The sequence below is a fragment of the Endozoicomonas euniceicola genome (assembly GCF_025562755.1).
In the GTDB taxonomy this organism is placed as follows: domain Bacteria; phylum Pseudomonadota; class Gammaproteobacteria; order Pseudomonadales; family Endozoicomonadaceae; genus Endozoicomonas_A; species Endozoicomonas_A euniceicola.
Genome location: NZ_CP103300.1, coordinates 6,285,007 through 6,310,611, shown reverse-complemented (window position 1 = coordinate 6,310,611; position 25,605 = coordinate 6,285,007). Strand labels below are relative to the sequence as shown.

16 protein-coding genes are annotated in these 25,605 nt (G+C 49.1%); 11 read left to right on the top strand and 5 right to left on the bottom strand.

Going from position 1 to position 25,605, the window contains the following annotated elements; all coding sequences use genetic code 11:
• Window positions 1-52 precede the first annotated feature (52 nt).
• From NX720_RS25775 to NX720_RS25765, 3 genes are all read right to left on the bottom strand, one after another.
• On the bottom strand, window positions 53-2,974 hold the full coding sequence (locus NX720_RS25775; protein WP_262598473.1) for a protein kinase domain-containing protein: 2,922 nt from the start codon (window positions 2,972-2,974) through the stop codon (window positions 53-55).
• A gap of 78 nt (window positions 2,975-3,052) precedes the next feature.
• On the bottom strand, window positions 3,053-4,387 hold the full coding sequence (gene brnQ, locus NX720_RS25770) for a branched-chain amino acid transport system II carrier protein (protein WP_262598472.1): 1,335 nt from the start codon (window positions 4,385-4,387) through the stop codon (window positions 3,053-3,055).
• Between the two features lie 352 nt (window positions 4,388-4,739).
• Window positions 4,740-5,279, bottom strand: coding sequence for an aminoacyl-tRNA deacylase (locus NX720_RS25765; protein WP_262598471.1), 540 nt, complete (start codon window positions 5,277-5,279; stop codon window positions 4,740-4,742).
• A gap of 312 nt (window positions 5,280-5,591) precedes the next feature.
• Here NX720_RS25765 and NX720_RS25760 point away from each other — a divergent pair, with 312 nt between their 5' ends.
• Window positions 5,592-6,638 carry a hypothetical protein gene (locus NX720_RS25760; RefSeq protein ID WP_262598470.1) on the top strand — a complete coding sequence of 349 codons (1,047 nt, stop codon included), beginning with the start codon at window positions 5,592-5,594 and terminating at the stop codon, window positions 6,636-6,638.
• Window positions 6,639-6,654: 16 nt separating this feature from the next.
• On the opposite strand, the gene glnD is transcribed toward NX720_RS25760, so the two are convergent.
• Both glnD and map read right to left on the bottom strand, forming a co-directional pair.
• Window positions 6,655-9,372: a [protein-PII] uridylyltransferase gene (gene glnD / locus NX720_RS25755; RefSeq protein ID WP_262598469.1), complete on the bottom strand. Its 2,718-nt coding sequence runs from the start codon at window positions 9,370-9,372 to the stop codon at window positions 6,655-6,657.
• 66 nt (window positions 9,373-9,438) lie between these two features.
• Window positions 9,439-10,278: a type I methionyl aminopeptidase gene (gene map / locus NX720_RS25750; protein ID WP_318654128.1), complete on the bottom strand. Its 840-nt coding sequence runs from the start codon at window positions 10,276-10,278 to the stop codon at window positions 9,439-9,441.
• A 204-nt stretch (window positions 10,279-10,482) separates the two neighbouring features.
• Here map and NX720_RS25745 point away from each other — a divergent pair, with 204 nt between their 5' ends.
• The 10 genes from NX720_RS25745 to rseP all read left to right on the top strand — a co-directional run bounded on the left by NX720_RS25745 (window position 10,483) and on the right by rseP (window position 25,501).
• Complete coding sequence (locus tag NX720_RS25745; protein WP_262598468.1) at window positions 10,483-17,442, top strand: hypothetical protein; 6,960 nt, start codon at window positions 10,483-10,485, stop codon at window positions 17,440-17,442.
• A gap of 264 nt (window positions 17,443-17,706) precedes the next feature.
• Window positions 17,707-18,495 carry a 30S ribosomal protein S2 gene (gene rpsB, locus NX720_RS25740; RefSeq protein ID WP_262598467.1) on the top strand — a complete coding sequence of 263 codons (789 nt, stop codon included), beginning with the start codon at window positions 17,707-17,709 and terminating at the stop codon, window positions 18,493-18,495.
• A gap of 156 nt (window positions 18,496-18,651) precedes the next feature.
• Window positions 18,652-19,515: a translation elongation factor Ts gene (tsf, locus tag NX720_RS25735; RefSeq protein WP_262598466.1), complete on the top strand. Its 864-nt coding sequence runs from the start codon at window positions 18,652-18,654 to the stop codon at window positions 19,513-19,515.
• Window positions 19,516-19,664: 149 nt separating this feature from the next.
• Window positions 19,665-19,814, top strand: a complete 150-nt coding sequence (locus NX720_RS25730) for a hypothetical protein (RefSeq protein ID WP_262598465.1) — start codon at window positions 19,665-19,667, stop codon at window positions 19,812-19,814.
• Window positions 19,801-20,538 (top strand): UMP kinase, encoded by a 738-nt coding sequence (pyrH, locus tag NX720_RS25725; RefSeq protein ID WP_262598464.1) that lies wholly within the window; start codon window positions 19,801-19,803, stop codon window positions 20,536-20,538. The genes NX720_RS25730 and pyrH overlap by 14 nt, the downstream gene beginning before the upstream one ends.
• Window positions 20,535-21,092, top strand: a complete 558-nt coding sequence (gene frr / locus NX720_RS25720; protein WP_262598463.1) for a ribosome recycling factor — start codon at window positions 20,535-20,537, stop codon at window positions 21,090-21,092. The genes pyrH and frr overlap by 4 nt, the downstream gene beginning before the upstream one ends.
• 104 nt (window positions 21,093-21,196) lie before the next feature.
• Window positions 21,197-21,976 carry an isoprenyl transferase gene (locus NX720_RS25715; protein WP_262598462.1) on the top strand — a complete coding sequence of 260 codons (780 nt, stop codon included), beginning with the start codon at window positions 21,197-21,199 and terminating at the stop codon, window positions 21,974-21,976.
• Complete coding sequence (locus tag NX720_RS25710; RefSeq protein ID WP_262598461.1) at window positions 21,970-22,770, top strand: phosphatidate cytidylyltransferase; 801 nt, start codon at window positions 21,970-21,972, stop codon at window positions 22,768-22,770. Before NX720_RS25715 ends, NX720_RS25710 begins: the two co-directional genes overlap by 7 nt.
• 42 nt (window positions 22,771-22,812) lie before the next feature.
• Window positions 22,813-24,015 (top strand): 1-deoxy-D-xylulose-5-phosphate reductoisomerase, encoded by a 1,203-nt coding sequence (gene ispC / locus NX720_RS25705; RefSeq protein ID WP_262601670.1) that lies wholly within the window; start codon window positions 22,813-22,815, stop codon window positions 24,013-24,015.
• 100 nt (window positions 24,016-24,115) lie between these two features.
• On the top strand, window positions 24,116-25,501 hold the full coding sequence (gene rseP, locus NX720_RS25700; protein ID WP_262598460.1) for a sigma E protease regulator RseP: 1,386 nt from the start codon (window positions 24,116-24,118) through the stop codon (window positions 25,499-25,501).
• Window positions 25,502-25,605 lie beyond the last annotated feature (104 nt).

The window sequence follows — 25,605 nt, the reverse complement described above, 5'->3', positions numbered from 1 at the left end:
AATTCCGGTTTAACGGCGTTGATACGTTTAGCCGTCAGTGTGTCTGAGGTTTTCAGAAGCCGTGAAATAAATCAGCACACCTTCTCAGAACTAACAGCCCTTTTATATAAGACAGCTGTTCGATAACTGCATCCAGTTTCGGGCGTTTTTTCGGCCAGGATAAAATACTGGCGGTCAGATGAAGCAGCTCTGCTGGAATATTGTCCTTATTGAAAGGTGAAAGAAGGTGTTGCTGTAACATCCTGACTTTATATTCTTCTGGTTTAGCTGAAAAAAAATTTATCCTTTCAATTGACGTGTCCTGCAGTCTTTTAGCTTCAGGCTCAAGAAGCGGACTGTCAGTATAACAACGGTTGTAATTGAAAGGTGTCATACCCGTCAGTAATTCCATAAGAACTGTACCGGCAGCCCAGGTGTCTACAGTCTCGTCATAACCACCGAGAGTCCTGCCGTGAAACAGTTCAGGAGCATAGTGTTCTCTCGTTCCGACGACAGACCTGGGGCGTTCAGAGCTGATTGTTGTGGAAGTACCAAAATCAATAACCTTAATCGTTCCGTCCACCGGGTTGTAGATGATATTTTCTGGCTTGATATCCCTGTGCATCAGGGCGTGTTCTTCGTGTAAGTATTTCAATGCCTTGCAGAGCGTAAGGGTCAGTTCTGTGACTAGTCCGGCAGGATCGTCATAAGCTTTTAAAAACTCGAAAAATTGATCATCGTTCAACCTGAAGCCCGTTGCCAGGCTGGAGATGACCGCTAAAGGCTGGCAGCCATCATACCCACTGAGAGAACTGACCTGTGAAATACTATCCGCGACAGTATAAGCCCCGTTTTTTTCAAGCACCATGGCGTGCGTTCTTGCGATATTGGGGTGGTCGATTTGAAGGGCGTTAGGCTCACCTTTGTTCAGGTTGCTGTCACGATTTGCCATGAACACCTTTACGGCAAATTTCTGATTGTCGCCGTTTCGATATTGCCAGACTTCTCTTTCTGTACCTGAGTGAATCTTTCTTTCCCGGGTCAGGCCAAGCATTTCCCGGAGTGATGTTTGAGTATCTTTGTAATGGGCTGGCTGTGTGGCAGATTTCGGGATGAAGAGGCTGGCAGCAAGGGAGGGTGGCTGGGTGTCTTGCGTTTTAGCCGCACAGTCCTGGCAAAGCATAAGGCCACCAGAAGCGGGCTTTTGCTGACAGTGTTGACAGGTTCTGAAATGTGAGGGGTCTTCTCCGCCGCCGCCCCGGTCTGAGTCACCACTTGGTGACTTTGTTATTTTTTTGCGTGAGTGAAGAGTCGCAACGGGAGGGGTCGTAATGTCTTGCTGTTCCGCTTTCTTTACTCCCTCGCTGTCTGGCGGATCGGTCGGAACCTGACGGAAAAGCCCGGTATTTATGGGTTTCGCCGGTTGCTTCTGTCCAGACCTTGTACCTGTTATGTGGACAACCTGATTACTGAACAGTACCGTCATAAGAGCTACCAGGCTTTCTGGTTTCAGCGTTGTCTTATTGCTGATTCGGTTGCCAATCGCCTGAAGGTACTCAATCCCCTGTTTCCCGATCAGTAGTCTGGTTTTGTCTGAGCCCAGCTGCTTGTAAAGGGCTCTGCCTAACTGCCTGCGAACACTATTGAAAGGTGAAGTCCGCGATGGGGCGTCAGGAACGGCAAGGCTGATAAAAAGGTAGGAAAGGTAGTTATTGATATTGGAGGCTGTTTCTTCCGGAAGGAATGAAAAGTGACCACTCATGCTGGCCTGAAGCCTTTGTGCTAATTGCTTCAGGTTTGCGGAAAATGTTAGCCCGATAAAGTCGCATCGCCAGAACAATGCCTCCTGTTCAATCAATGTTTTAATATAAGACACTAGGTGTATATCGTCGGAATCCTGCTGTGTATCCGGATTGATTACCCGCTCTGTGACTTCTACATAATCACCAGTAACAGAATCAATTCTGACTAGCCTGAGGGGTAAATAAAGTCTTTCAACAGTCTGATGAATTTCAGCGTAAGGAGACACTGCACCCTGTTCACTAATATGGAAGCCTAAGCGATTTTCTGAAAAATGACCGTCCGACAGCCGCTGGTTATAAATTTGGTAGTTGCCGGTTTCGGTACTGAAAATCAGTAGAAACAAATCTTCAAGATGATTCTCCTGTGTCCTTAAAGCTTCTTCCGGTGTATTCAGATGCTGGACAGCATACTGAAACCACAGTTGTAACCAATGGTTAATGAGTTCCCACGAAAAGACGCTTTGTAGATAAGCGACCATCAAATCGAAGGGTTGTAGTTTCGGATTGGAAAAACCGCCAGGGTAGTGGGGTTTGTCGAATTTAGAAGGGTCGCTGTCCCAGTAGTTGTCTGCGTTAGATAATCCTCCTGAGGGCTGGACTTCAGGCACTCTGGGGAAGGTGCCTGCCTGTTCTTCTTCCACCACTTTTAAACTGACCTGAAAATCTTCCCCGGTTGACAGGACCGGTGGTATATCGCCATTTGTTTTAATTGAGTCGCGGTGGGAATAGTGCTGATCTTGAATAGCCACTGACGTGCAGTGGCTGACAACCTCTAGATCCAGATTAAGAGTGACCGCCTTATGCGGGTCCGTATTGATTTTAAGAAACCAATAGACGTTGCCATCGGGGCTGGATGCTGTGTCAGCAAAAGGAATACCGTGTTCCAATAATTGGGTAGTGTCGTTTTTACTCAGGAGGGCGGCTACGCATAATTCCAGTACTACCCGTGTCTCAGCAGGAGGTAGCTTTATAACGCTCTTGGCCATTTCACCGGTGCCAGCGCGGTTCGCAATAACCAGACCGGAATCTGTCCAGATAGCGTTTACTACCCAGGCAGGGTATTGAGAGGGGGTAAGTCGGCGTGCGTGAATATAATTAAAAGAGGCGGAAGCCATATCCGTTAGAGCGGGCAGCAATAAAATAAGGCTAAGGCTCTTTAATGTAAATCGCCTGAACAGGGATACAGCTGACATTGCCCAAACGTGATGATTTTTTAAGATTGTACAGCCAGCGGTTTTAGGTTGCGACTTTGCTGGAACCTATGACCGCGGCTAAGCCTGATCTTCCTGCAAGGGGCCCTGAGGCATTATTTTGCCCAGCACACCTGTTAATAAAACACAGAGAGTGCATGGGAGAACCCAGCAGAGATTGGCCTCATACCCGGGCAGTATCTGAAAAGGGGATGTTAACATCAGAACCACCGGGTGCTGAATCTCTTTTATGGCATCAACAATGCTGAAAATCAGAGTAATTGAAAGCGTAGAGCGATAAACCAATACAGGGTTTGCAAACAGATCCCGCAACAGTCCCAGCAAAATAAGGACAATACAGACAGGGTAGAGTATCAGCAGGACAGGAATAAATAATTTAATAATCTGGTTCAGTCCCAGGTTGGCAAAGGCAATGCAGCAGGCGGTGATGGCCACGACCAGTGGCCGGTAACTGAACGGTTTAAATAGATCGTCAAAATACTCTGCGGCGGCAGTTATACAGCCGACAGCTGTCGTCAGACAGGCCAGTGCTACAACGGCAGCCAGCAGGATTTTGCCCGGGGTGCCGTACAGGGCATTGACATAAAGGGAAAGAATTTGGCCGCCGTTGTCTGGGTTGGGTGCAATATCCAGACTGGTGGCTCCCAGATAAAACAGTGATACATAGACCAGGACCAGTCCGGTTGCCGCTATAAAACTGGTCACTACACTATGGCGGAACAGAGCCTCGGTGGAGGTTATGCCATGGGAACGCAGATTGGTAATGATGACGACACCAAACATCAGGGCGGCCAGAGCATCCATAGTCATGTAGCCTTCAAGGAAGCCAGTCAGGAAGGGGCTAACGGCATAGCTGCCTGCAGCTTCGACCATTGTTCCCTGTGGCATGATGACTGGAGACAGACCCATTACGGCGAGCAGGGCGATCAGAGCAGGGGTAATGAGTTTGCCGACAGATTCCAGCAACTGTCCGGGGTTCAGGCAGAGATAACCACAGATAATGAAAAACGTCAGGCTGAATGCCAGTCGGGACAGGGCATCAGGCGAATTGAGAAAGGGTACTGTTCCCACTTCGTAGGCAACCATAGCGGTGCGGGGGACAGCGTAGAGAGGGCCGATTACCAGAAACACGAAGCTGCCCATTAAAATGATCAGCCACTTTGGCAGCTCTCTGGTGATTTCGTTGAAGCCACCGCCTACCCTGGCGATAACGATCAGTCCCAGTAGCGGAAGACCGACGCCGGTTATCAGAAATCCGGCAGCGGCCAGCCAGACGCTGGTGCCCGCCAGCTGGCCCGCCATAGGCGGAAAAATAAGGTTGCCAGCGCCCAGAAACATGGCAAACACCATGAATCCCATTCCAATAATATTTTGCAGACTTAATCGTTGTTTCATTGCAGTTGCCGTCGTCAGGCGTTCATCTTAGGGGCTAATCAGGAGTTGGTTTATTTTCTGGTTAAACCAAGTGTCACTTAATAGCTTAGCTTCCATGATAGCTCTCAAGTATGGACGCAATTTTTGAAAGTGGTAGCAACATTAGCGCTACGGCTTGAAAGATTGGACTAACAGGCAGAAGAAATGTTCCGAACATTTGCTTAATTGAGTCTGTTGCCCGAGTTGCAGGCTCTTGTTTCCAGCTCTTGTTTCCAGAAATTGCCTCGTGGCCGTGATTCACGACAGTGTTGCTGTCGGCCAGGGCGATACTGGCTTCCCGGGCGATTACAGGTTGTAGATTTGGAATTACAATTCACAATTCATAAGGGTCAGGTCTTGAGTCGTGCCTCGGCTGACTGCACAGGTTGCTGTGGGGAGTGTCCTGCATAAGTTGCTGAAAGCCCTTCTGGTCGATATGAAGCAGGGTTTCATGGTCACCAGACTCCAGGTAGATGTCGGAAACCTGGCTAAGTCTGTCGTCCCAGATCATGGGCATTTCATAAGCCTGTGCAACGGGTGGAATAGCACCGAACTGGCAGTCTGAAAATGGTTTCTGGGCATCGGATTCACTGGCCAGTTTTACCGGACGATCAAGAAAGTTTCGCACCTGGCGCATTTGCAGGCGACTGGATGATGGAATGACAGCCATCAGGTAGTCGTTCAGATCGTCTTTCAGTATTACAGCTTTAGCCAGTGAGTGCAGCGGTATTCGTGCAGCAATGGCGGTCTGAACTGAACTGTGGCTGTTGGTGTGTTGCAGGGTTTCATAAGGGATTTGTTCCTGCTCGAAAAAGCGGTGAACACGGTTGGCAATACTCATGGGCGTAGCCCTCAATCCGGTCAGGGCTTCCATGCCGGTTAGTCTGAAGAAGGCATGCAGTCATCCTTCTTCGTCGCATCAGGGTCAGTTGGCAAAAAAGTATAGTATGACAGACGCCTGTAACCAGTTTTTAGGGGAGAGACATTCAAGAATATACCACCGTTTGCGACTTTTGTCGGTGGGTTAGTCCGGGGTTGCGAAGATAAGATGAATGCCATAGTGAAAGAAAATAAAGCCGTGAACCACCCGGCTTCTGCTCTATTCTTCTGCGAGACCGGAACTTTAATAGTCTGGTTGAATCTTACCTTTCAGTTCTATATTTCATTATGTTACTGAGGATGAAGAATGTCTGGAAAAATAAAAATTTTCTTGATGGCGCTTTGCTTAACGTTTTCTCATCTATTGCTGGCTGTGGATTACGTTACGGCTTTGCTGCTGGCAGAGCCATTGGTGATGAGCATTGGCGATGTGCCGGTACAAATAAGGTATGATCATGGTGTTACAGCTTTGGTTATTCCTGCTGGCAATGCCAGTAATGCCCCACTGGACAGGGGACAGGGCGGTGCGTCCCGGCCCGACATCCGGGGGCATTGTGACCCTGACGACTGTGCGGTTGTGAGGTATTTGCATGCAATACAGCGGCTACTTGGCAGTCACAATATTCAGGAGCTGACGCTGACACTGACTCCATTCGGGCGTACTTCCACTATTACCCATTATTCGGATGATACTGTCAGTTCCACTACGGGAAATGGTGACCACATCAGCGCTCATAGAAATGACAGAAGCTCTGCGAACTTTGTGCTAAATCTGTCGTTTGCATACGCTTACCGGACAATCTCAATCGATTTACCCTACTCGGCCAGAAGAAGCCGTTATCCGATGAGTTGGCTCTGGGGTGAGCATTTCTTTAATGCGCACTACGCAATCCAGCAGGATTCAACCCAATATTTTGATCCTCTGCAGGAAGGTGTGTTAGCGGATGTTGTTAATACCCTCGAGCGTATTCTGACAGGGAATTTTTGCGAGCATCTGTCCACGTTCTCTCCTGATGAAACAGTGAGCTATCATCCCTGCCTGTTGAACAGGCATACAGTACAGGTTGGGAACGGATGGCTTCAACCACTGGGCAGTGTGGAAACCGCTGGGTCCGGCAGCAATGGCAGGTCTCAATGGCGTAGCACTGTTACATCGGGGTCAGTAAGGTATTCCGTCACTTTGCCTCAGCTGAGTAACCGAACGCCTTTCTCCCCGTCGATTGATGTTACTCTGCTCCCGTCACTGTCTCAGCAGCTGGTGGAGTGTTCCCGGGGGATTATTGCCGCTGCTGCTGTTGTGCTGGTGGCCATTGTCGGTATTGTGTATCAGTCATCCGGTAATCAACACTGGTAGTACCTTTTATTAACACTCAGCGAGAGCGGATAAGGTCAACCTGAGAAGCTCTCTGCAAGGTTTCCTCCAGAGTCTTGCAAATGGTTTTGGCAAATTCCGGATCATTGATGGGTTGCTTCTGATTGTCGGTAATGTAAAAGCGATCTTCAACCTTCTCACCGAAAGTGGCAATTTTGGCATTATGCACTTGCAGGTTAAGTGACATGAAGGTGCGGCCTATCCTGGCCAGCAGGCCGGGACGATCGGTGGCCGTTATTTCCAGCAGGGTACGACGGATACCCGGGATGTTACTGATCAGTACTTCCGGTTTGCGGGCAAAATGGCGCAGTTTCCTGGGGGTTCGGCGGCTGATCAGGTCTGGGAAGTTGTCGGTATTGTCCAGAATTAACTGCAGGTGATGTTTGATTTGCCGGATGCGTTTTGGGTTGTGTCCAATAGCGCGTCCATCGTCTTCCAGTACCGTGAAAGTGTCCATACTGTAGTTATCCGATGAGGTAATGATTTTAGCGTCCTGAATGCTCAGGTGTAGCTGATCCAGCGCCGCAACGGCTGCCGCGAACAGGTTGGTCTGGTCTGGCGTATAGATAAATACCCGTGACCCGCCAAGATCCTGCTGGTCAATATCCGTCTCCTGAACAATCACCAGGGGTTTGCTGTTGTCATGTACCACGATGTTTTCAGTGTGCCATGCAATTTCCCGGGAGCTGTGCCGGGTAAAGTACTCTATCCCCAGCGTTGACCAGAGTTCATTGATGGCTTTCTGATCCAGTGCTTTATCAGCCAGTCTTTTCAGGGTGCGTTCCTTAACACCGGCAACCCGCTCGTGTACATCGCTCAGACTACTTATGTCGCCTTCCAGCATACGCCGTGTGCGACGATAGAGTTGTTGCAGGAGCGAGGAGCGCCAGCCGTTCCAGAGGTCTGAGTTGGTGGCGTTGATATCAGCAACGGTTAACAGGTAAAGAAAGTTCAGGTAGTTGACAGAGCCCACTTTTCGGGCAAAGTCCTGAATGACCTGTGGATCGGACAGATCCTGTTTTTGTGCCGTGACAGAGAGTGTCAGGTGCTCCCGGACCAGCCAGATCACAAGACGTGTGTCGTTGGGCTTCAAACCATGACGACGACAGAACCGCTCGGCATCAACAGCGCCCAGTTGCGAATGGTCGCCACCACGCCCTTTACCAATATCATGGTAAATGGCGGCAATGTAGAGCAGTTCAGGGTTTTTGATGGCCCGGATCAGCTGAGAGGCAACGGGGTAGCGCTGTTGATTTTCTTTGTAGGTGAAGCTGCGCAGGTGTTTGACCAGTAGCAACGTATGAGCGTCAACCGTATAAGTGTGAAACAGGTCGAACTGCATCTGCCCGATAATGCGGCCAAATTCGGGCAGATAGCGTCCGAGAATGCCATATCTCGCCATGCGCCGAAGGTTGGCAGTGAGGGCATAGGGAGCCTGTAGCAGTTTGATAAACTGTTTGGCGCAACGTGGGTCTTTACGAAACTCGTTGTCTACCTGATGCCGATGCTCCCTGAGCAGGCGAATGGTTTCTGCTGTGGGGCCAAGGATGCTGGCATCTCTGGTCATCAGGACAAATATTTCCAGTATGGCGGGAGGGTGCTCGCTGAATACCGTCGGACTGGTGGTTTCGATGTACTGGTTACGGCGTTGAAACCGCTCGTTGATGGGGGTGATCACCTGGGGTAGGCCAGCGTTCAGGATGGCGTCGTCAAAATGTTGCAGCAGCAGGTCTTTCAGTTGACCAACCACCAGCACGGTACGAAAGTAACCCTGCATAAACTGTTCGACAGCCAGTGAGCCGTTATGGTCCCGGTAGCCAAACAGGCTGGCCAGAGTGCGCTGGTGGTCGAACAGCAGGCGGTCTTCACAGCGACCGGCGATAGAGTGTAGCCCCCAGCGTATTTTCCATAGGGAGGCATTGCAACGCTTCAGTTGTTGATATTCGTTGTCGCTGAGGTAGCCAATATCCACCAGTTCTTTTGGATCATTCGTACCGAAATGACGCAGGGCGATCCAGCCCAGCATATGAATGTCACGAATGCCTCCGGGGGAACTTTTGATATTGGGTTCCAGCTTATATTCTGAGTCATCGTATTTGCGGTGCCGTTCCCGCTGTTCTTCAAACTTTGCCTGCAGGTAGTCTTTGCTGGGCCACATATGCTCAGGGCTTATGTACGCCTGTAATCTTTCTGACAGTGTTTCGGGGCCGGATAACAGTCGGGCTTCCAGCAGGTTGGTCATAATCGTGAGGTCATTTTTCGCCTGCAGGGCGCACTCATCAACAGAGCGAACGCTCGAGCCTACTTTCAGGCCGATATCCCACAGCAGGGTGAGGAAGCGCTCAATATTTTCTCTATGGGCATTGTAGGTGTTATCAGACAGAAGCAGCAGAATGTCGATGTCAGAACCAGGGTGCAGCTCTCCCCGTCCGTATCCACCGACGGCCAGCAGGGCGATATCACAGCCATTCGTCCAGTCCAGGTGTTCCCAGGCTATGGTCAGGATTTCATCCATAAACCAGGTCTGGGCACTCACCAGTGTTTCAATATTCATCTCTTCCCTGAACCATTGGTCCAGCCGCTCACGGGCAGTCCTGATGGCTTTTTTATAGGCGGGGATGGCGCTGCTGGAAAGCGTGATGTCGGCACGAAACTGGCTGCGATTGAACAGCTCAGTTTTCAGGGGCTGGGGAACCCGCAGGCTGGTTGTTGTCATATTAACACCTGTTGGCTGGTCGGGGTTGTAATAGAGCCTGCTAGTGATCAGGCTCCTTACTGGTGTTTAGAAACTTTCTTCTGACCGTTTTGTCAGTACTTCAACGCCGTCGGCAGTGACCAGCAGGGTATGTTCCCACTGGGCAGAGGGGCGGCGGTCTTTGGTCACTGCTGTCCAGCCATCACCCAGCAGTTTGGTATTTTTCTTACCAGCGTTAATCATTGGTTCGATGGTGAAAGTCATGCCTTCGCGCAGAATGCAGTCATTCTTTTCGTTGTAGCCGTTGTAATGAAGTACTTGCGGGTCTTCATGGAAACCTCGGCCAATACCGTGACCGCAATATTCTTCTACCACAGTAAAGTGGTTGGCATGGGCGTGCTCCTGAATAATACGGCCTATGTCACTCAGGCGTATGCCCGGACGCACCTGTCCAATAGCCTTATAAAGACACTCCTGGGTAACCTGAATCAGACGTTCATTAAAAGGCTGGGTTTCGCCAACAATGAACATCTTGCTGGTGTCGCCATGGTAGCCGTCTTTGATGACCGTGACGTCTATGTTCAGAATGTCGCCTTTCTTCAGTTTTTTCTCACCGGGAATGCCGTGACACACCACATGGTTGATGGATGTACAAATAGACTTTGGAAAGCCCGGACGGCCCGGGGCTGCACCATAGTTCAGGGGAGCGGGAATGGCTTTCTGCTCATTGACGATGTGGTCGTGACACAGGCGGTCCAGTTCTTCGGTTGTGATACCCGCTTTTACGTGCGGGGTGATCATTTCCAGCACTTCCGCTGCCAGGCGTCCGGCAACACGCATGCCTTGGATATCTTCAGGGGTTTTGATAATTACGTTCATAGCAATAGACTGGTTGTCAGCCGTTGGGTCGGATGATTGGTTAGCAATAATAACAAGTTATAGGGCGATTCTATCAGAAATTGTCCCGGATATTCATGTATTAAGAAGGCTTTTCGCCCATTGGTCTGGATTTCACAGCATCCGTTACGCGACGCTGAAAAAATTGGACAAACCAGCCAGCATGGACTTGAATCTAGTCCCGACAAAAACAAGCGCAATCCTTAAAAAAATCAACACATTTGTGGAGTGACCGTGCAGAAAGTAGGTTTATTTCGATGTGTTGCGTTGCAAATTCTGGGTTTTTCTCTTCCGTCCTCTTTATTTGTTGCCTCACCGCCTGTAGCAGCTACCGACGAAATTATCTGTAAGTCCATCAGTAGTAAACCTTCCACTTTTCCTGAGAGCCCGTTTTTAACAGACGGTAGCCAGTTTTGTTTTAAACCCGATGGTGGTAGCCAAAGTGGTTTTCCTAAATCAGCTCTGCAGTATTTTCTGGAGGGTTGTGCAAAAAGCCTTTTGAAAACCCATAGCGCAGCCATTACTTTTCCAGTCAGCCTTTGGCATAGCAATGATGCTCTTGCTCTGCCTGAAGCGCCCTTTCCACCGCCGTCAATTGCAGGGTTGCCTTTTAAAAATGCGTTGATTCCTGATAGCGCTTTTTCCGTTTCGCTCGGCTGGAAGCTGCAGCAAGCCCTCATTAGCCGGCAGGGTCTCGCAAAAAAGAATTCTCAACCTGCCATCGCTTTTTCGCTCAGTAATGCATCCATGCGGGTTGTTATTATCCGGGAAGAAGCAGGCCGGCAGCTCAACCTGGTTTCGCTGTATGAAAAAATTGTCAGTATCCAGATACAAAGCTATCTCTCCTTATTGGATGCCGAGGCGTTAAATGAGGTTTCAGGCATCGTCACAGGCGGGGGGTTAGCTTCCGGAAGTGGTGGTGATGGCGATGACGGCGATGACGGTAGCTATAACACTTTTGATTATGATCCTGAGCCACTGATCGTTATACACAATGACGTGGTGTATCCTGAGCAGGATTCGGTGAGTGAGCTGATCAGTAAGAATCAGAAAATAAAGCGACTACTTTTAAAAATCCTTCGAAGAAAAATGCAACTGGCCATAGTCGCAGGTAATGGCGATATGGCCAGGGTTCTCGACAACAGAATTATGCTGATTGAAGCTGATCTTGAACACCTTGCCAGCCAGAATAAACAAAATACCGGAGCAACGGAAAGCGAACCGGTTTCCCCGGGCGTGTTATCACTTTTGAAAGCATCGCTTGCTACTTATTCCAGCGAACTACAGGGTTATGACGATGACTCACTGAGGGAGGCTTTAGCTCAATATACCGGCAGCATTGATAATCAGGATATTGCTATTTTTACCAACGGGTTACCGTCGCAAGAGAAACTGCTGTACTTGCTGTGGCTTGATACTCCCCCTGGTATGGTTTATCACGAGTTGAAAAAGAGACTGGGACGGCAGTTATGGTTGTGGGCTGGAAAATACGACGATGAAGATGCAAAAACGAGTATTGATACTCTGGTTTTCAGTCTTAAAGCTTTGGTGCAGCAATACCGGGAGAGCATAGCCAGCCTTCCGGGTCAGTACAGTGGTCGTCAGGTAGCCTGTGGAGGCGAAAGCAGTCAGCGCTCCTCTACACCAATTCCAACAGGAGGGAAAGGTACAGGTACAGGTACAGTCAAAAGGACGTCAACAGACCGCCGGATGGATGAAGAAGGTGGCAATGACAATGAAGACAGTAGACGAAAAATGCCCCGTGGTGAAGAAGGACCATCAGTTGATAGTGGCAGCATCGAAAACAGTAACCGTCAGATAACTACTCTGCCGGGCTATGTGACAGGTAATCTGCCGCTGACTAGTTTGGATGATGGTCGCATTTTTATGCACACCATGACCAGGCGTGACCTTAAACAAATGAAGGAAAAAGAAATAGTTGTTGACAAGCTTATCGCCTATTTGAAAGGAAGTCTGGGTATGTCTCAGACACAACTACTGACCGCTTTGATTCCAGCCCTTGAGTTTACGCCATATTTAAGAAAATTAAGTTCGGATGAAGAGAAAGATGCTTTAGATGACCCCTGGAAATTGCAACAATACCTGATTAAGGCACTCCTTACAAAGATGCAGCACGCTTTCAGTTTATTCTCTTTGCAGCGGTCAGTCGGAGCATTAATAGAAACTAACAGTCGTCTGATTGGTTATTCCTACGCCGATAGAATACACATAGCAGATATTGAAATCACTAAAGATCAACTGGGCGATGAAACATTTCGCGAAATTAAAAGCAGGATGATTTCAAAAAAAGGAAGTAAGAACCAAACAGAAAAAATAAAAAATATAATTAATGACCTGGTACAAAGAAAGAAACGATCCCTGCAGTATTGGAACAGTATATATTATCAAATAATTTCCATTCAGAACCCAGAGGTTAAAAATCAAATCCAGACATTCACTAACCGTGACGATCAACACCATGGGCTGTTACCTTACAATGAACAGCAATGTGAGCAACTGAAAGCGATGATCGCCCGGCAAAGGTTGGTGGTGCACCCGGCATTTACAGTAATGAAGCCATTATTTTTCTGGCTTTCCCAGCATCATTTAGGAAAGCAAAAATTAACCTCAGAAAAACTGGGCTGGCTGCGGAGTTATTTTCAGAAGATCCTGTACACAAGTATATCCCTTGAAGATGAAACCTTAGAAAGGCTCCCGGTGTCAAAAGACCCTCTTGCTGATGCTGAAGGCGCATCGGGTATCGCTGGAGCTATAAAATCTGCTGTGGAGTCTGCTCGTTCAGAAGAGCTGGCTAGTGCTGTTGAGCTATTCTCAAAATTACTTTGCGATCTGACTCCCTCGGTTACATTGAAAGATCGCCTGGCTATTGTTTACACCGCCATGAAATTCCGAAACCAAGAACTTCTTAAAGGTCTGCTGGTGACCAGCAGCATGGGAGAAGATGTCTTTCTGTCGATGTATAAACCCCTGCTGATTCTGGTTTACGGTCTTGATCCTGATGCTGACAGCAAGAAAAAAGAATTAATAGAGAAAAGCCTGAACTGCCTGCTAAAAACACTGCTGGTCAGAATGGCACAGTGTACCAGCCTGATTGACAAGGACGGACGTATTTCCGTTGATCCCACCGTTCTGACCAAAGCCAGCGCGTTGATTGCTCACCATAATGCCACCATCCGAAACGCCCTGTCTGACTTGCAGGAAGAGCAAGAGTATATGGACTATGATGACGACGGCTTTGTTCAAAATAATAAACAGATTTCGGACGATGATTATCTGGCGCTGTCTGAAGTAGCTGGTGCAGAAGTGACCTGTGATCGACAGCAGTTGATCTTACCGGAGGGTAAGCACCTGAGAAACTACATTGCTCTTCAGCAGCGTGACGCCATTCCCAAAAGAGAAATTCGAGCCGAAAGAGACGGCAACCGGTTAGTCCATGATGTATTGCATGTTCCCCAGGCAAAGAAACTGGACTTAAGCATAAAAGCTTTCGAAATCCCCATCAGTTACCTTTTTTCAGCAAAAAACGGTATTTTTATACAGCACCCTGAGGTAGTGGCGGATTTCACCAGAGCTGTTGGGGAAGTCGCCAGCTCTGTCCCGGCAAGCTCAGAAACAATGGAGATTATTAAGTCGCTATTGGCATTATCACGCACACTAAGGAAGACAGCCGGGAAAGCTCAATCCCTGTTGATTGCCATTGAGTCAGATTGCCATGACGAAATACTTAAGAAAATCCTTGGCATAGTTGCCAGCACAATAGAAAAAATCCCGGATAAACACAGTAAGAGGCAGCTGCTCCAGTATACTGCCTGCCTGCTATTTTTCAAGACACCTCATGGGGCTGAACTAAACAGCCTGATAAAGTTTTTATATACCATCAATTCAAGAGCTAAAGAGTTGGTATACGACAATGATGGATATGGTCGTTTTTCTAATAGCGAGACCAGCAAATTAAAGCTGATGCTGGCAAAGCTGTTTAACCAGAAACTGGTTCAACCCGATGGAATGCAAGGTGAGCAGATCAAAAAAGCACTGATTACTATGCTCACATCCTGTTATGACATTAATAACGTTATGAATCAGTTATTAGAAAGCATTTGTCCGGAAGGTATAGCTACTGAAGATTACAAAGCAATGCTGGAGCAGCAAATTGCTGAATTCACAGGGATATTTCAGGGAATTACCGAGATAGATGAATTAACCAGGGAGGTAGACATCATGGATTCCAACACCGAAGTAGTGTCTGAAAATAAGATGATAGAAGAGTTAAAGGCATTAATTTACGACGCCGCTGTGCTGACGGATAAATTTTTAACAAAAGCAGCTTCCTCATCTTCATCTCCAATAGCGCAAAACTCTATTAGTTGGGGTTCTGCCAACCAGGCATCTGACTTTGAAAAGTCAGTGGGTGTTTGCCTTAGCCACCAACTCCGGGACACTTTGAACGATATTGGCATTTTTATAAATGGGATTGATCTGGAAAATCACCTGACAGAAGACGATATAGCAGACATCAATAACAAGATCGAAAAACTAGCAACCTATCTGGAGCAGCCGACTTCTGAACAAACATATTTGCGTGACGGGCATGACAGAGTGGCTGTAACCAGAGATATTATAGGACTGGGAGGACAGCTCAGAAAGTTGCAACTGAAGCATGCCAATTACTGTATTCGCAACCCGATAGCAACTATTAACCAAAAGTGCGAGTCCGCAAGAAATGACCTGATGAATTTAGAAAAAGCTGGCCCCTTGCCAACTCCTGAAGAATTGCAAAGCACTATTGACCGATTGACTGTTCAGGGCAGTGATGAACTGACTTGCGATGAACGAACAGCCCTGGCCAGTGTTCAGGCTCTGAGACGTAGCCGTTCAGATAGAAAAAATCTGCTAAAAGCATTTGAGCATAAAGATTTTCACCAGTTTAAAAGAACACCTGAAGCAGTGTCGGAGCAGATCAGTGAGCTATCTGAGCGGTACAGTGAACACGACAGGCGACGCCACCTGGAGTTGACTTATCTTGAAATACAAATGAACGGCCTAAGACGAGACCCGCTTATCAGAAATTTCAGTGACGAAAAAGATAGAAAAATATCTGAGTTCATGCGGAAGCACCAAAAGACCATGTCATTTCTCAGTAAAAGGCAACGTGAATGTGAAAATCACTTGGTTACAGGGATGCCTGACGCAGGGGGCGCATCTTCTTTGAGTGCTGTTCTTGGCGATATGCAGTTGACCCATGAGTGCCAGAAACTCGGCATTACAGCAGCACCTGCCAGCATCAGAGAAAAGCAGCAGCTATTGGGGCTTGCCACCACCGTCATGCCAGAGATGGACCAGGAAAGCAGTGACAGTCTGTTTCATATGATCGGTCTTAGATCCACAAAAATAAAAAAAAGAAAAGCGGTTACTGATAAATGGGATGAAAACCTAACCCTTATAAAAGAAGCAAAAGATGAAATTATGCTTAAACAACAATCTAAAAAAGAGGAACTTTGCAGCAAACAGAAAAAAGCGCAACAGTTAAACGACTATCTAACTCGCAGTTATGATACTAAGAGGAATGATTTTTTAAGGTATAGCGAAAGACTAAATAAACTGCTGGGTGACAGAAAACACGCCATCATTAGAATTGGAAATCTAGATTACCCTTATGTCGATGCCATCCTTGCTTATCAAGTCTATGGGAATAAGGAAAATCATTTCAGTACCGGCGTGTATTTTCACAGTGTAACCCTTGAACAGCAGGATGCTTCCCGGTGGCTCAGTCATTTTGCCGACGTGAAAAAATATGAAAAAAACAGTCTTAAGACTGATAAAGAGTGGGTTGATCTGGCCTATCGGTGTAAGAGTGAACGTATAAACCCTGAACTGCTAGCTGAAATTTTGCAACTGATCGAGCTTGAGAGATTTCTAAATCTGGATGATCTTGAAGATAGGGCTGCGACTGTCAGCGATCAGATAAAGCTTCTTTTACAGACCCAAAGTGACAACTTAAAAAGAATTGACCAAAAAGTCAGAGAAATAGAAGCAAGCTTCAAGAAGGAGCTCGACACTCAACGACAAAATACCCGGGATGCCCAGGTGGCACTGTTCCACAAAGCATTTGAGCATGGACAAGGTTTGTCATCCCGGCGAATGGCACAACGCTATCTATGTGAGAGCTTTCGACGTCAGCAACTTCAGCAGACTAGTACTGCTGGCGATGTCCGGGAAAAGATTGTCCAGCAGTATAAGGATTTCAGTGAACAAGAGCGTACGGGTAAGAGTCACGAAAAGTTGAGGCAGCAGTATGAGAGCCTGAAAGAAAATGGACATGAGTACTATATTGACAGAATGCCCATTGAGTATCCCTTCCGATGGGATGAAGATGATCCTAGGATGTCATGGCATTCGCTCATTTTTAATATTATTAACGTTAAGGGTGCCTATCCCTTGCTGAATCACCTTTTCAAAAAACGCGTGATTTCCCCCCATGAATTACTGATCAGGGAAAAGGGTCAGACAGTCAGCTCCAGTGCACTTATACTGGCCGCAGCCATCGGGCGATATAACTCCTGTCAGGCGCTCCTTGAAGCGTTAGGTGAATTTGAATCTTATTTTATTGAATTAGCTCATAACCTTCTGACCAGCAGTCCATCACCAGACCAGAGAAATCTGTTTCATCATGTGGCCAATCTGGCTAAACCCGATCTCATAGAGTCAATGCTGAAGGCGCTGAATGATATCAGTCAGAAGCAGGATTATGATACTGACTACCCTGACGATTCCCTCCAGAATATAGTGGCTCTGGATAAAGCCTTTATCCTGAAAGAGCTGCTAAGTCAGAGGGATTACGAAAACAGGCTGCCGGGCGATATATTGTTGTTCCGGATTGGGGAGCGCATCAAAAACTGGCCTGAAGGTGAGATGCAGAAGCTTTATGCATTTTGCAATGACTTTCTGATTAATCATATGAAGCAGATGTGGCGGGTAACGGCAGAAACTCTGGATGTAAGCCAGCTGCATACCATGTTCGAATGTTTCATCAAAGGTTTGGGAAATGTTGATGAGCTATCCCCTGAAGGGAGAGAGCAGGCAGGTTACTTTGTTCGCAGTCTCCTTCGTATCATTCGGGTGCACGGGCCGAAAGGGGTCCAGGATGCCCTGCTTAACGAGATGGCGTCCTTTTAACGTGAAAGGCAGGTGAAAGGTTTTCGTTCGTTTTTTTTTGTGGTATAAATCGCCGTCTTCGTTAAATGGGGTCTGCTCGCAAGCCACTTTGGCCTGTTATCTGCCTTCCGGAAACGAAGCTTTTTAAACTATTTACAGAACTCACATGCACCGTCACATGACTCAGGGTGCCCAAAGGTTTGATGGTTCTTTGAAAGATCAAACCTGCCAGGGGTCGAACTCATGGGGTGCGTGGAGGCATAACCCTGTTTCAGGAGAAATAAAATGGCGCAAGCCCATAACGTTACCATGCGTGACATGCTCAAGGCGGGCGTGCACTTCGGTCACCAGACTCGTTTCTGGAACCCAAAGATGAACAAATTCATCTTCGGTGCCCGCAACAAGATTCATATCATCAACCTTGAGCACACCATGCCTGCGTTCACCGAAGCTATGGAGTTTATCCGTAAGCTGGCTGCAGGTAAGAACAAGGTTATGTTTGTAGGCACCAAGCGTGCTGCGGGTAAAATCATCCGCGAAGAAGCTGCCCGCGCTGGTCAGCCATTCGTCGCTCACCGCTGGCTGGGTGGCATGCTGACTAACTACAAGACTATCCGTCAGTCTGTACGTCGTCTGCGTGATCTGGAAGTTCAGTCTCAGGACGGCACTTTCGAGAAGCTGACCAAGAAAGAAGCTCTGATGCGTCGTCGCGACCTGGAGAAGCTGGATCGCTCCCTGGGTGGTATCAAGGAAATGGGTGGTCTGCCAGACGCGCTGTTCGTTATCGACGTTGAGCACGAGCGCATCGCTATTCAGGAAGCCAACAAGCTGGGTATTCCTGTTATCGGTATCGTTGATACCAACTCCAGCCCAGAAGGCGTAGACTTCGTTATCCCGGGTAACGATGACGCTATCCGCGCTATCCAGTTGTACGTTAAAGCTGCTGCTGACGTCATCATGGATGCTCGCGCTGCTGCCAGCACTGGCGCTGAAAGCGAATTTGTAGAAGTTGAAGTTGAAGCTGAAGCGAAAGTCGAAGCTGAAACCAAGGCTGACGACGCCGCGGAAGCTTAATCTTCCAGGTGTTGGAAAAAGGGGGCCCTGATGCCCCCTTTTTCAGATTACAAGTAACCATTATCTATCCTGAGATGCCTGGTAAGAGGTATTACACACACGATACTTCATCAGCTTCTCAGGAATGACTTTGAACATTTGCGAGAGGAATCCACCATGGCAGCAATTTCTGCAGCACTGGTTAAGGAACTGCGTGAGCGCACTGGTCTGGGCATGATGGAGTGCAAGCGCGCTCTGAAAGAGGCTGGTGGCGACATCGAAAAAGCCATCGAAGAGATGCGTAAGTCTGGTCAGGCTAAAGCGGCCAAAAAAGCGGGTCGTACCGCTGCTGAAGGCATCGTAATGACCAGGGTGGCTGACGACGCTTCCTACGGTATCGTCGTTGAAGTGAACAGCGAAACTGACTTCGTTGCCCGTGATGAAGGCTTTGTTGCATTCGTTCAGAAGGTCACTGACGTTGCGTTTGAACGTAAGGAAACTGACGTTGCCGCACTGATGGAAGGTGAACTGGAAGCGGCTCGTCTGGCCCTGGTTCAGAAAATCGGTGAAAACATCAGCGTTCGTCGTGCCGTTATCGTAGAGGGCGGTGTTGTTGGCTCTTACGTTCACGGTAACAGCCGTATCGCTGTTCTGGTTAGTCAGGAAGGTGGTGACGCTGAGCTGGCGCGCGACGTAGCGATGCACGTTGCTGCGGTTAGCCCTCAGGTGGTTAACAAGGAAGACATGCCAGCTGAGCTGGTAGAGAAAGAGAAGGAAATCTTCAAGGCTCAGGCTGAACAGTCTGGCAAGCCAGCTGAAATCATCGAGAAGATGATTGTTGGTCGTATCAACAAGTTCCTGTCCGAGAGCAGCCTGGTTGAGCAGCCTTTCGTTAAAGATCCTGACATGAAGGTAGGCGCTCTGGCTAAGAAAGCTGGCGCAACCATCTCCAGCTTCGTTCGCTTTGAAGTGGGTGAGGGTATCGAGAAGGAAGAAGTGGATTTCGCTGCTGAAGTGGCTGCAGCGGCTGCGGGCGCTTAATTCCTTTGCAGCAGGCCGGATTGGTTGCATTTACGTTGCAGCGGTTTCCGGCCTTGCCAGGCTGGAGGCAGGAGGTCATCACAGTGGTGTGTCGTTTTTTTTTGTGACCCGGCCTGATGATGGTCTGATGCCTGACGGCTTCAGGCGACATGGCTGAAAGCTTCCAGCCGGAAGCCTGCGAACAGTGGGTTTCTGATCCGGCATCCGGTATTTCTGACAGCAGTATATCTGACAGCAGGGAGGCCGGATGTTATTATCCGCCTATCTTTGATACGGAAGCTGAACATGCCGGTAAATGATCGACAACCGAAATATAAGCGCATTCTTCTCAAACTCAGCGGTGAAGCGCTGCAGGGTTCCAATGATTTCGGCATAGATCCTGGTGTATTGGATCGTATGGCCCTGGAAATTGGCCAGCTGGTTGGTATCGGTGTACAGGTTGGTATCGTTATTGGTGGCGGCAACCTGTTCCGGGGTGCAGAACTCAGTGCTGCGGGGCTGGATCGCGTCACTGGCGACCACATGGGTATGCTGGCTACCGTCATGAATGCTCTGGCTATGCGTGATGCCCTTGAGCGTTCTAATATTAATACCCGGGTTATGTCTTCTATTCCGATGAGTGGTGTCGTTGAGCACTACGATCATCGTCGTGCAATGCGTCACCTTAATGAAGGTGATGTCGTTATTTTCTCAGCCGGTACCGGCAATCCATTCTTTACCACTGATTCTGCTGCCTGCCTGCGCGGTATCGAAGTCAATGCTGACGCTGTTTTGAAAGCCACCAAGGTCGACGGCGTATACGACAAAGACCCTGTAAAGCATGCTGACGCGGTCAAGTTTGAGCACTTGTCTTACGATGAGGTGCTGGATCGCAAACTCGGCGTTATGGATCTGACAGCCATCTGCCTGGTGCGTGACCAGAATATGCCGTTGCGCGTATTTAATATGAACAAGCCCGGCGCATTGCTGAGTGTTGTAGTAGGTAGTAATGAAGGAACACTTGTTTCAGGGGGTCAACAATGATTAATGAAATTAAAGACGACGCTAAAGAGCGTATGGGGAAATCTCTGGATTCCCTGACGGTTGCGTTTAACAAAATCCGTACCGGTCGTGCGCATCCAAGTCTGCTCGATGGCATCAAGGTATCCTATTACGGTTCCGAGACGCCGCTGGGTCAGATGGCGAATATCTCGGCTGAAGATGCCCGTACCCTGGCGGTTCGTGTCTGGGAGAAGTCCATGGTGCCAGACATTGAAAAAGCCATCATCAAGTCTGATCTGGGTCTGAACCCTTCAACAGCGGGTGAGGTGATTCGTATTCCTCTGCCGCCACTGACTGAAGAGACCCGTAAAGGGTATGTGCGTCAGGCTCGTGCTGAGGCTGAAAATGCCAAAATCGCCATTCGCAACATCCGTCGTGATGCTCTGTCCGACTTCAAAGAGCTGGAGAAGGAAAAAGAGATCAGTGAAGACGAGGAGCGTCGTGCAGCTGATGATGTGCAAAAGATCACTGACAGCTTTGTAGCCGACGTTGACAAGGCTCTGGCCGCCAAAGAAAGCGACCTGATGGAAGTCTGAACCCGTTCGTTGCCTTTGTGGGAGCTTGCTTTTTTGGGCTGGCTCCTGCAAGGTTTTCTTAAGCCTGTTGTTTCTCTTCAACTTTTCAGATCAGCAAAGACTTCATGGCAATGAGACCGCAAATGGAAACCGGCAGTATAGAGGGAATTCCCAAAGATAAGCTGCCACAACATATTGCCATTATTCTGGATGGCAACAACCGCTGGGCAAAAAGACGACTACTGCCTGGTTTGGCGGGACATCGCGCCGGAGTGTCAGCAGTACGTAATATTGTTGAAGCCTGTGGTGAGTATGGAGTGAGAGTACTCACGCTGTTCGCGTTCAGTAGCGAAAACTGGAATCGCCCCCGTAATGAAGTCAATGGCCTTATGGAGCTGTTTCTCCGTGCCCTGAGACGGGAAACCCGCCGCCTGAAACGAAATAATATCCGTCTTAAAGTTATCGGCGATGTGTCAGGCTTCAGTGCGGATATACAGCGCCACATTCGTGAGGCCGAAGCCCTGACAGCGAATGAGCATAAAGTAACGCTGGTCATTGCTGCCAATTATGGCGGTATGTGGGATATCACCCAGGCCACTCAGAAAGTGGCGCTAAGAGTTGAGCGGGGTGAGCTGCAGGCTGACGAGGTGACTCAGGAGATGATTGAATCACACCTGAGTACCGCCGATTTGCCAGCCCCGGATTTGATGATTCGCACCAGTGGAGAGCAGCGAATCAGTAACTTTATGCTATGGCAGTGTGCCTACAGCGAGTTTTATTTTACCGATACTCTGTGGCCGGATTTTAATCGGGCAGAGTTTCATCGTGCGCTCCTGGATTATGTAGGCCGACAGCGTCGTTTCGGCAAGACCAGTGAGCAGGTGGAGGCTGAGGCTACGTGTTAAAACAAAGAATTCTGACTGCACTGGTGCTGGCCCCTTTGGCCCTTGCCGGTGTTATCTTTCTTTCTCCGGCAGTTTTTTCTGTTCTGACGGCACTGATTATCATGCTGGCTGCCTGGGAATGGGCTAATCTGGCTGGGTTTGAACAGCCTGTTCAGCGGGTATTGTTTTCTCTGCTGACGGGTTTGATCTGCTGGCTGGTGTCTCCTTTGCCGTATTTTCTTATCCTGGGGATTGCCGCTGCCTGGTGGGTCGTTGCCCTGCTGCTGGTAAAAGGTTATCCGAAGACGGGGCAATGCTGTCAAAGTAAAACCCTGCGTCTGTTTATGGGACTGCTGACCCTGGTGCCAGCATGGTATGCACTGGTTCAGCTTAAACAGTACGATCATGGCGGCATGGCAATACTGTTTGTCTTTTTTCTGGTCTGGGCTGCTGATGTTGGCGCTTATTTTGCCGGTCGTGCGCTGGGTAAGCACAAGCTGGCGGTTAATGTCAGCCCTAAAAAAACACTGGAGGGACTGGTGGGTGGACTGCTTCTGGCGGTTCTGGTGGCTGCCTGCGTAGGGCTGTATTTCGAGTTTACTTTTGCCAGAGGTATGGGGCTGCTGTTGCTCACCGTTGTCGTCGGTATCGTTTCTGTTCTGGGCGACCTGTTTGAAAGCCTGCTTAAGCGGGAGCGGGGTATAAAAGACAGTAGTAATCTGTTGCCGGGGCATGGTGGCATACTGGATCGTATTGACAGTCTGACTGCCGCAGTGCCTGTTTTTGCGCTTGCGCTGCTGTGCAGTGGAGGTTAAGAAATGGTTACAGAACATAGTTATTCCAGTCAATCAGGTTTGATGTCCGGTGAAGATGTTCGGCAGGTCTGTGTGCTGGGATCAACGGGGTCGATTGGCAAAAGTACGCTGGACGTGATTGCCCGCAATGCTGATCGTTACCAGGTCCGTTCCCTGGCGGCGGGTAGAAACTACCGCGCCATGCTCGAGCAGATTCGTCAGTTTGTGCCAGAATATGCCGTTATGGCTGATCCGAAGGCAGCTGATGAGTTGCGCAGGCTGGTTAAGCAGGAGCAGCTAACCACCGAGGTGCTGTCCGGGTCATTGTCTGTTGCTCAGGTGGCGGCGGACAGTTCGGTTGACGTGGTTATGGCGGCTATTGTCGGGGCTGCCGGGTTGTTACCCACTCTGGCCGCTGTCAAAGCCGGAAAAAAAGTTTTGTTGGCAAACAAAGAAGCGCTGGTTATGACCGGTGCGCTGTTTATGGACTCTGTCAAAGCGTCAGGATCGGTCCTGCTGCCCATTGATAGTGAACATAATGCTATCTTCCAGTGCATGCCCCGCAATTATCAGGATGGTCTGGAGCAGGTGGGTGTTGAGCGCATTCTGTTGACCGCTTCCGGAGGGCCATTCAGAGAGACTCCGCTGGATACTTTTGCCGGTATTACGCCGGAGCAGGCCTGTGCTCACCCGAACTGGAGTATGGGGCGCAAGATTTCTGTGGATTCCGCCACCATGATGAACAAAGGGCTGGAGTATATTGAGGCCTGCTGGCTGTTTGGTGCGACGCCGGAGCAAGTGGATGTGGTGATTCACCCGCAGAGCATTATTCACTCTCTGGTGGATTACAAAGATGGCTCAGTGCTGGCGCAGATGGGTAATCCGGATATGCGAACACCGATTGCTCACGCCCTGGCCTGGCCGGATCGTATTGCTTCCGGGGTCAGGCCTCTGTCGCTGGCAGACGTTGGGCGACTGGATTTCCATGATCCCTGTATGCAGCGTTTTCGCTGTCTGAAACTGGCGCAGGAAGCAGCGTCAGTCGGTGGCACCGCAGCCGCTATGCTAAACGCTGCTAATGAAGAAGCGGTGGATGCGTTTCTGGGTATGAACCTGCGATTTGACCGCATTCCGGAAGTGATTGATGCGACGTTGCAGGCATTGCAGGTGCATAATGCGGGTGATATTGAACAGGTTCTTGAGGCTGACCGGCAGGCTCGTCAGTTGGCTCGCAAACAAATTGTTCGCTGGCATGAAAACGCCTGATTATTTGCAACTTTGAGAATAACAGCCAGCCTTCAGAAGGCTGGCATAATGATGATTACTATGAATTTGCAGGAAGCAGCCGGGAGGCAATGAGCGATCTATGATTTTTGGGTCTTTACAAACGTTGGCTGCTTTTGTCATTACGCTGGGTATACTGGTCAGCATTCATGAGTTCGGCCACTTCTGGGTGGCTCGTAAGTGCGGTGTCAGGGTGCTGCGCTTTTCGGTGGGTTTTGGTAAATCTCTCTGGACCTGGACTGATAAGCTGGGTACCGAATATGTGATTGCCCTGATCCCCCTGGGTGGCTACGTCAAAATGCTGGATGAGCGGGAAGGGCCGGTTGCAGAGCATGAGCGACATGAGTCTTTTAATGCCAAGCCGGTACTGTCACGTATCGCTATTGTCGCGGCCGGGCCGATTGCCAATTTTATTCTGGCTGTTTTTGCTCTCTGGCTGATGTATATGGCTGGCATTCGTACCATTGTTCCTCAAGTCGGCAAAGTGTTGCCAGACAGCCCGGCGGCGGTTGCAGGTCTTGTTCCGGGGGATGAAATTGTCAGTATTGATGGTGAGGAAACCCCTGGCTGGCAACAGATTAATATGGAGTTGCTGTCGTCTATTGGTGATACTCGCGACCTGTCTGTCGGTATACGGGCAGGCACCCCGGGACAGCTGTCATCTGCCGCTGTTCGGGAAAAAAGCGTTGCCATCTCCAACTGGCTGGTCGATGACAGTGGTGAAGGCATTGCTGATCCCCTCAGGGAGTTAGGTATAGAGCCCTACACGCCGCCTGTTCCAGCCGTGCTGGGTGAGCTGACACCGGATGGGGCTGCTCAGGCTGCCGGACTGGAAGCGGGGGACCGTATTGTTGCCACGAATGGGCAACCGGTTCAGGATTGGTTGAGCTGGGTTCATATGATCAGGGCCAGTCCAGATAGGGAACTTCAGGTTGAGCTGGAACGTGGCGGGCAAACTCTTGAACTGGCGCTGACGCCCGGCGTCAGAGAGCTCGATGGTAAGCCGTCTGGTTATATTGGGGCAGGTGTTCAGCAGGTAGGCTGGCCGGATGAGATGGTGCGCAAACTTCAGTACAATCCTGTTGCTGCTCTACCCAGGGCTTTGGACAGTACATGGACGCTGACCAGCATGACGGTCGAGTCATTGTGGAAGATGGTTGTGGGGCTGGTTTCGGTTAAAAACTTGAGTGGTCCGATAACCATTGCTAAAGTGGCTGGCGCATCGCTGCAATCCGGACTGGAAAACTTTCTCTATTTCCTGTCGATGTTGAGTGTCAGCCTGGGTGTCCTGAACCTGTTGCCTATTCCGGTGCTTGATGGTGGACACCTGTTGTTTTATCTGATTGAGCTGGTTCGGGGTAAGCCGGTTTCGGAGCGAGTACAGATGCTCGGTCTGAAAATTGGTGTAACCTTTGTAGTCGGCATTATGATGCTGGCTCTGTATAACGATCTGAGCCGGCTGTTTTGATGCAGATCAGGTGCTATTTGATGGCGCCTGATCATTGGTTAATAGCCATGAGCGAAGAAAGTCATGTTTTCATCGCTTCTCGAATTGGAAAGTGACTTTTATGG

Bases quoted from the DNA above. Each gene is read 5' to 3' on its own strand.
- brnQ (WP_262598472.1), bottom strand. From the start codon at position 4,387: ATGAAACAACGATTAAGTCTGCAAAATATTATTGGAATGGGATTCATG.
- tsf (WP_262598466.1), top strand. From the start codon at position 18,652: ATGGCAGCAATTTCTGCAGCACTGGTTAAGGAACTGCGTGAGCGCACT.
- NX720_RS25730 (WP_262598465.1), top strand. From the start codon at position 19,665: ATGGCTGAAAGCTTCCAGCCGGAAGCCTGCGAACAGTGGGTTTCTGAT.
- ispC (WP_262601670.1), top strand. From the start codon at position 22,813: ATGTCCGGTGAAGATGTTCGGCAGGTCTGTGTGCTGGGATCAACGGGG.
- NX720_RS25760 (WP_262598470.1), top strand. From the start codon at position 5,592: ATGTCTGGAAAAATAAAAATTTTCTTGATGGCGCTTTGCTTAACGTTT.
- NX720_RS25775 (WP_262598473.1), bottom strand. From the start codon at position 2,974: ATGTCAGCTGTATCCCTGTTCAGGCGATTTACATTAAAGAGCCTTAGC.
- glnD (WP_262598469.1), bottom strand. From the start codon at position 9,372: ATGACAACAACCAGCCTGCGGGTTCCCCAGCCCCTGAAAACTGAGCTG.
- NX720_RS25765 (WP_262598471.1), bottom strand. From the start codon at position 5,279: ATGGAAGCCCTGACCGGATTGAGGGCTACGCCCATGAGTATTGCCAAC.
- pyrH (WP_262598464.1), top strand. From the start codon at position 19,801: ATGCCGGTAAATGATCGACAACCGAAATATAAGCGCATTCTTCTCAAA.
- frr (WP_262598463.1), top strand. From the start codon at position 20,535: ATGATTAATGAAATTAAAGACGACGCTAAAGAGCGTATGGGGAAATCT.
- rseP (WP_262598460.1), top strand. From the start codon at position 24,116: ATGATTTTTGGGTCTTTACAAACGTTGGCTGCTTTTGTCATTACGCTG.
- NX720_RS25715 (WP_262598462.1), top strand. From the start codon at position 21,197: ATGGCAATGAGACCGCAAATGGAAACCGGCAGTATAGAGGGAATTCCC.
- rpsB (WP_262598467.1), top strand. From the start codon at position 17,707: ATGGCGCAAGCCCATAACGTTACCATGCGTGACATGCTCAAGGCGGGC.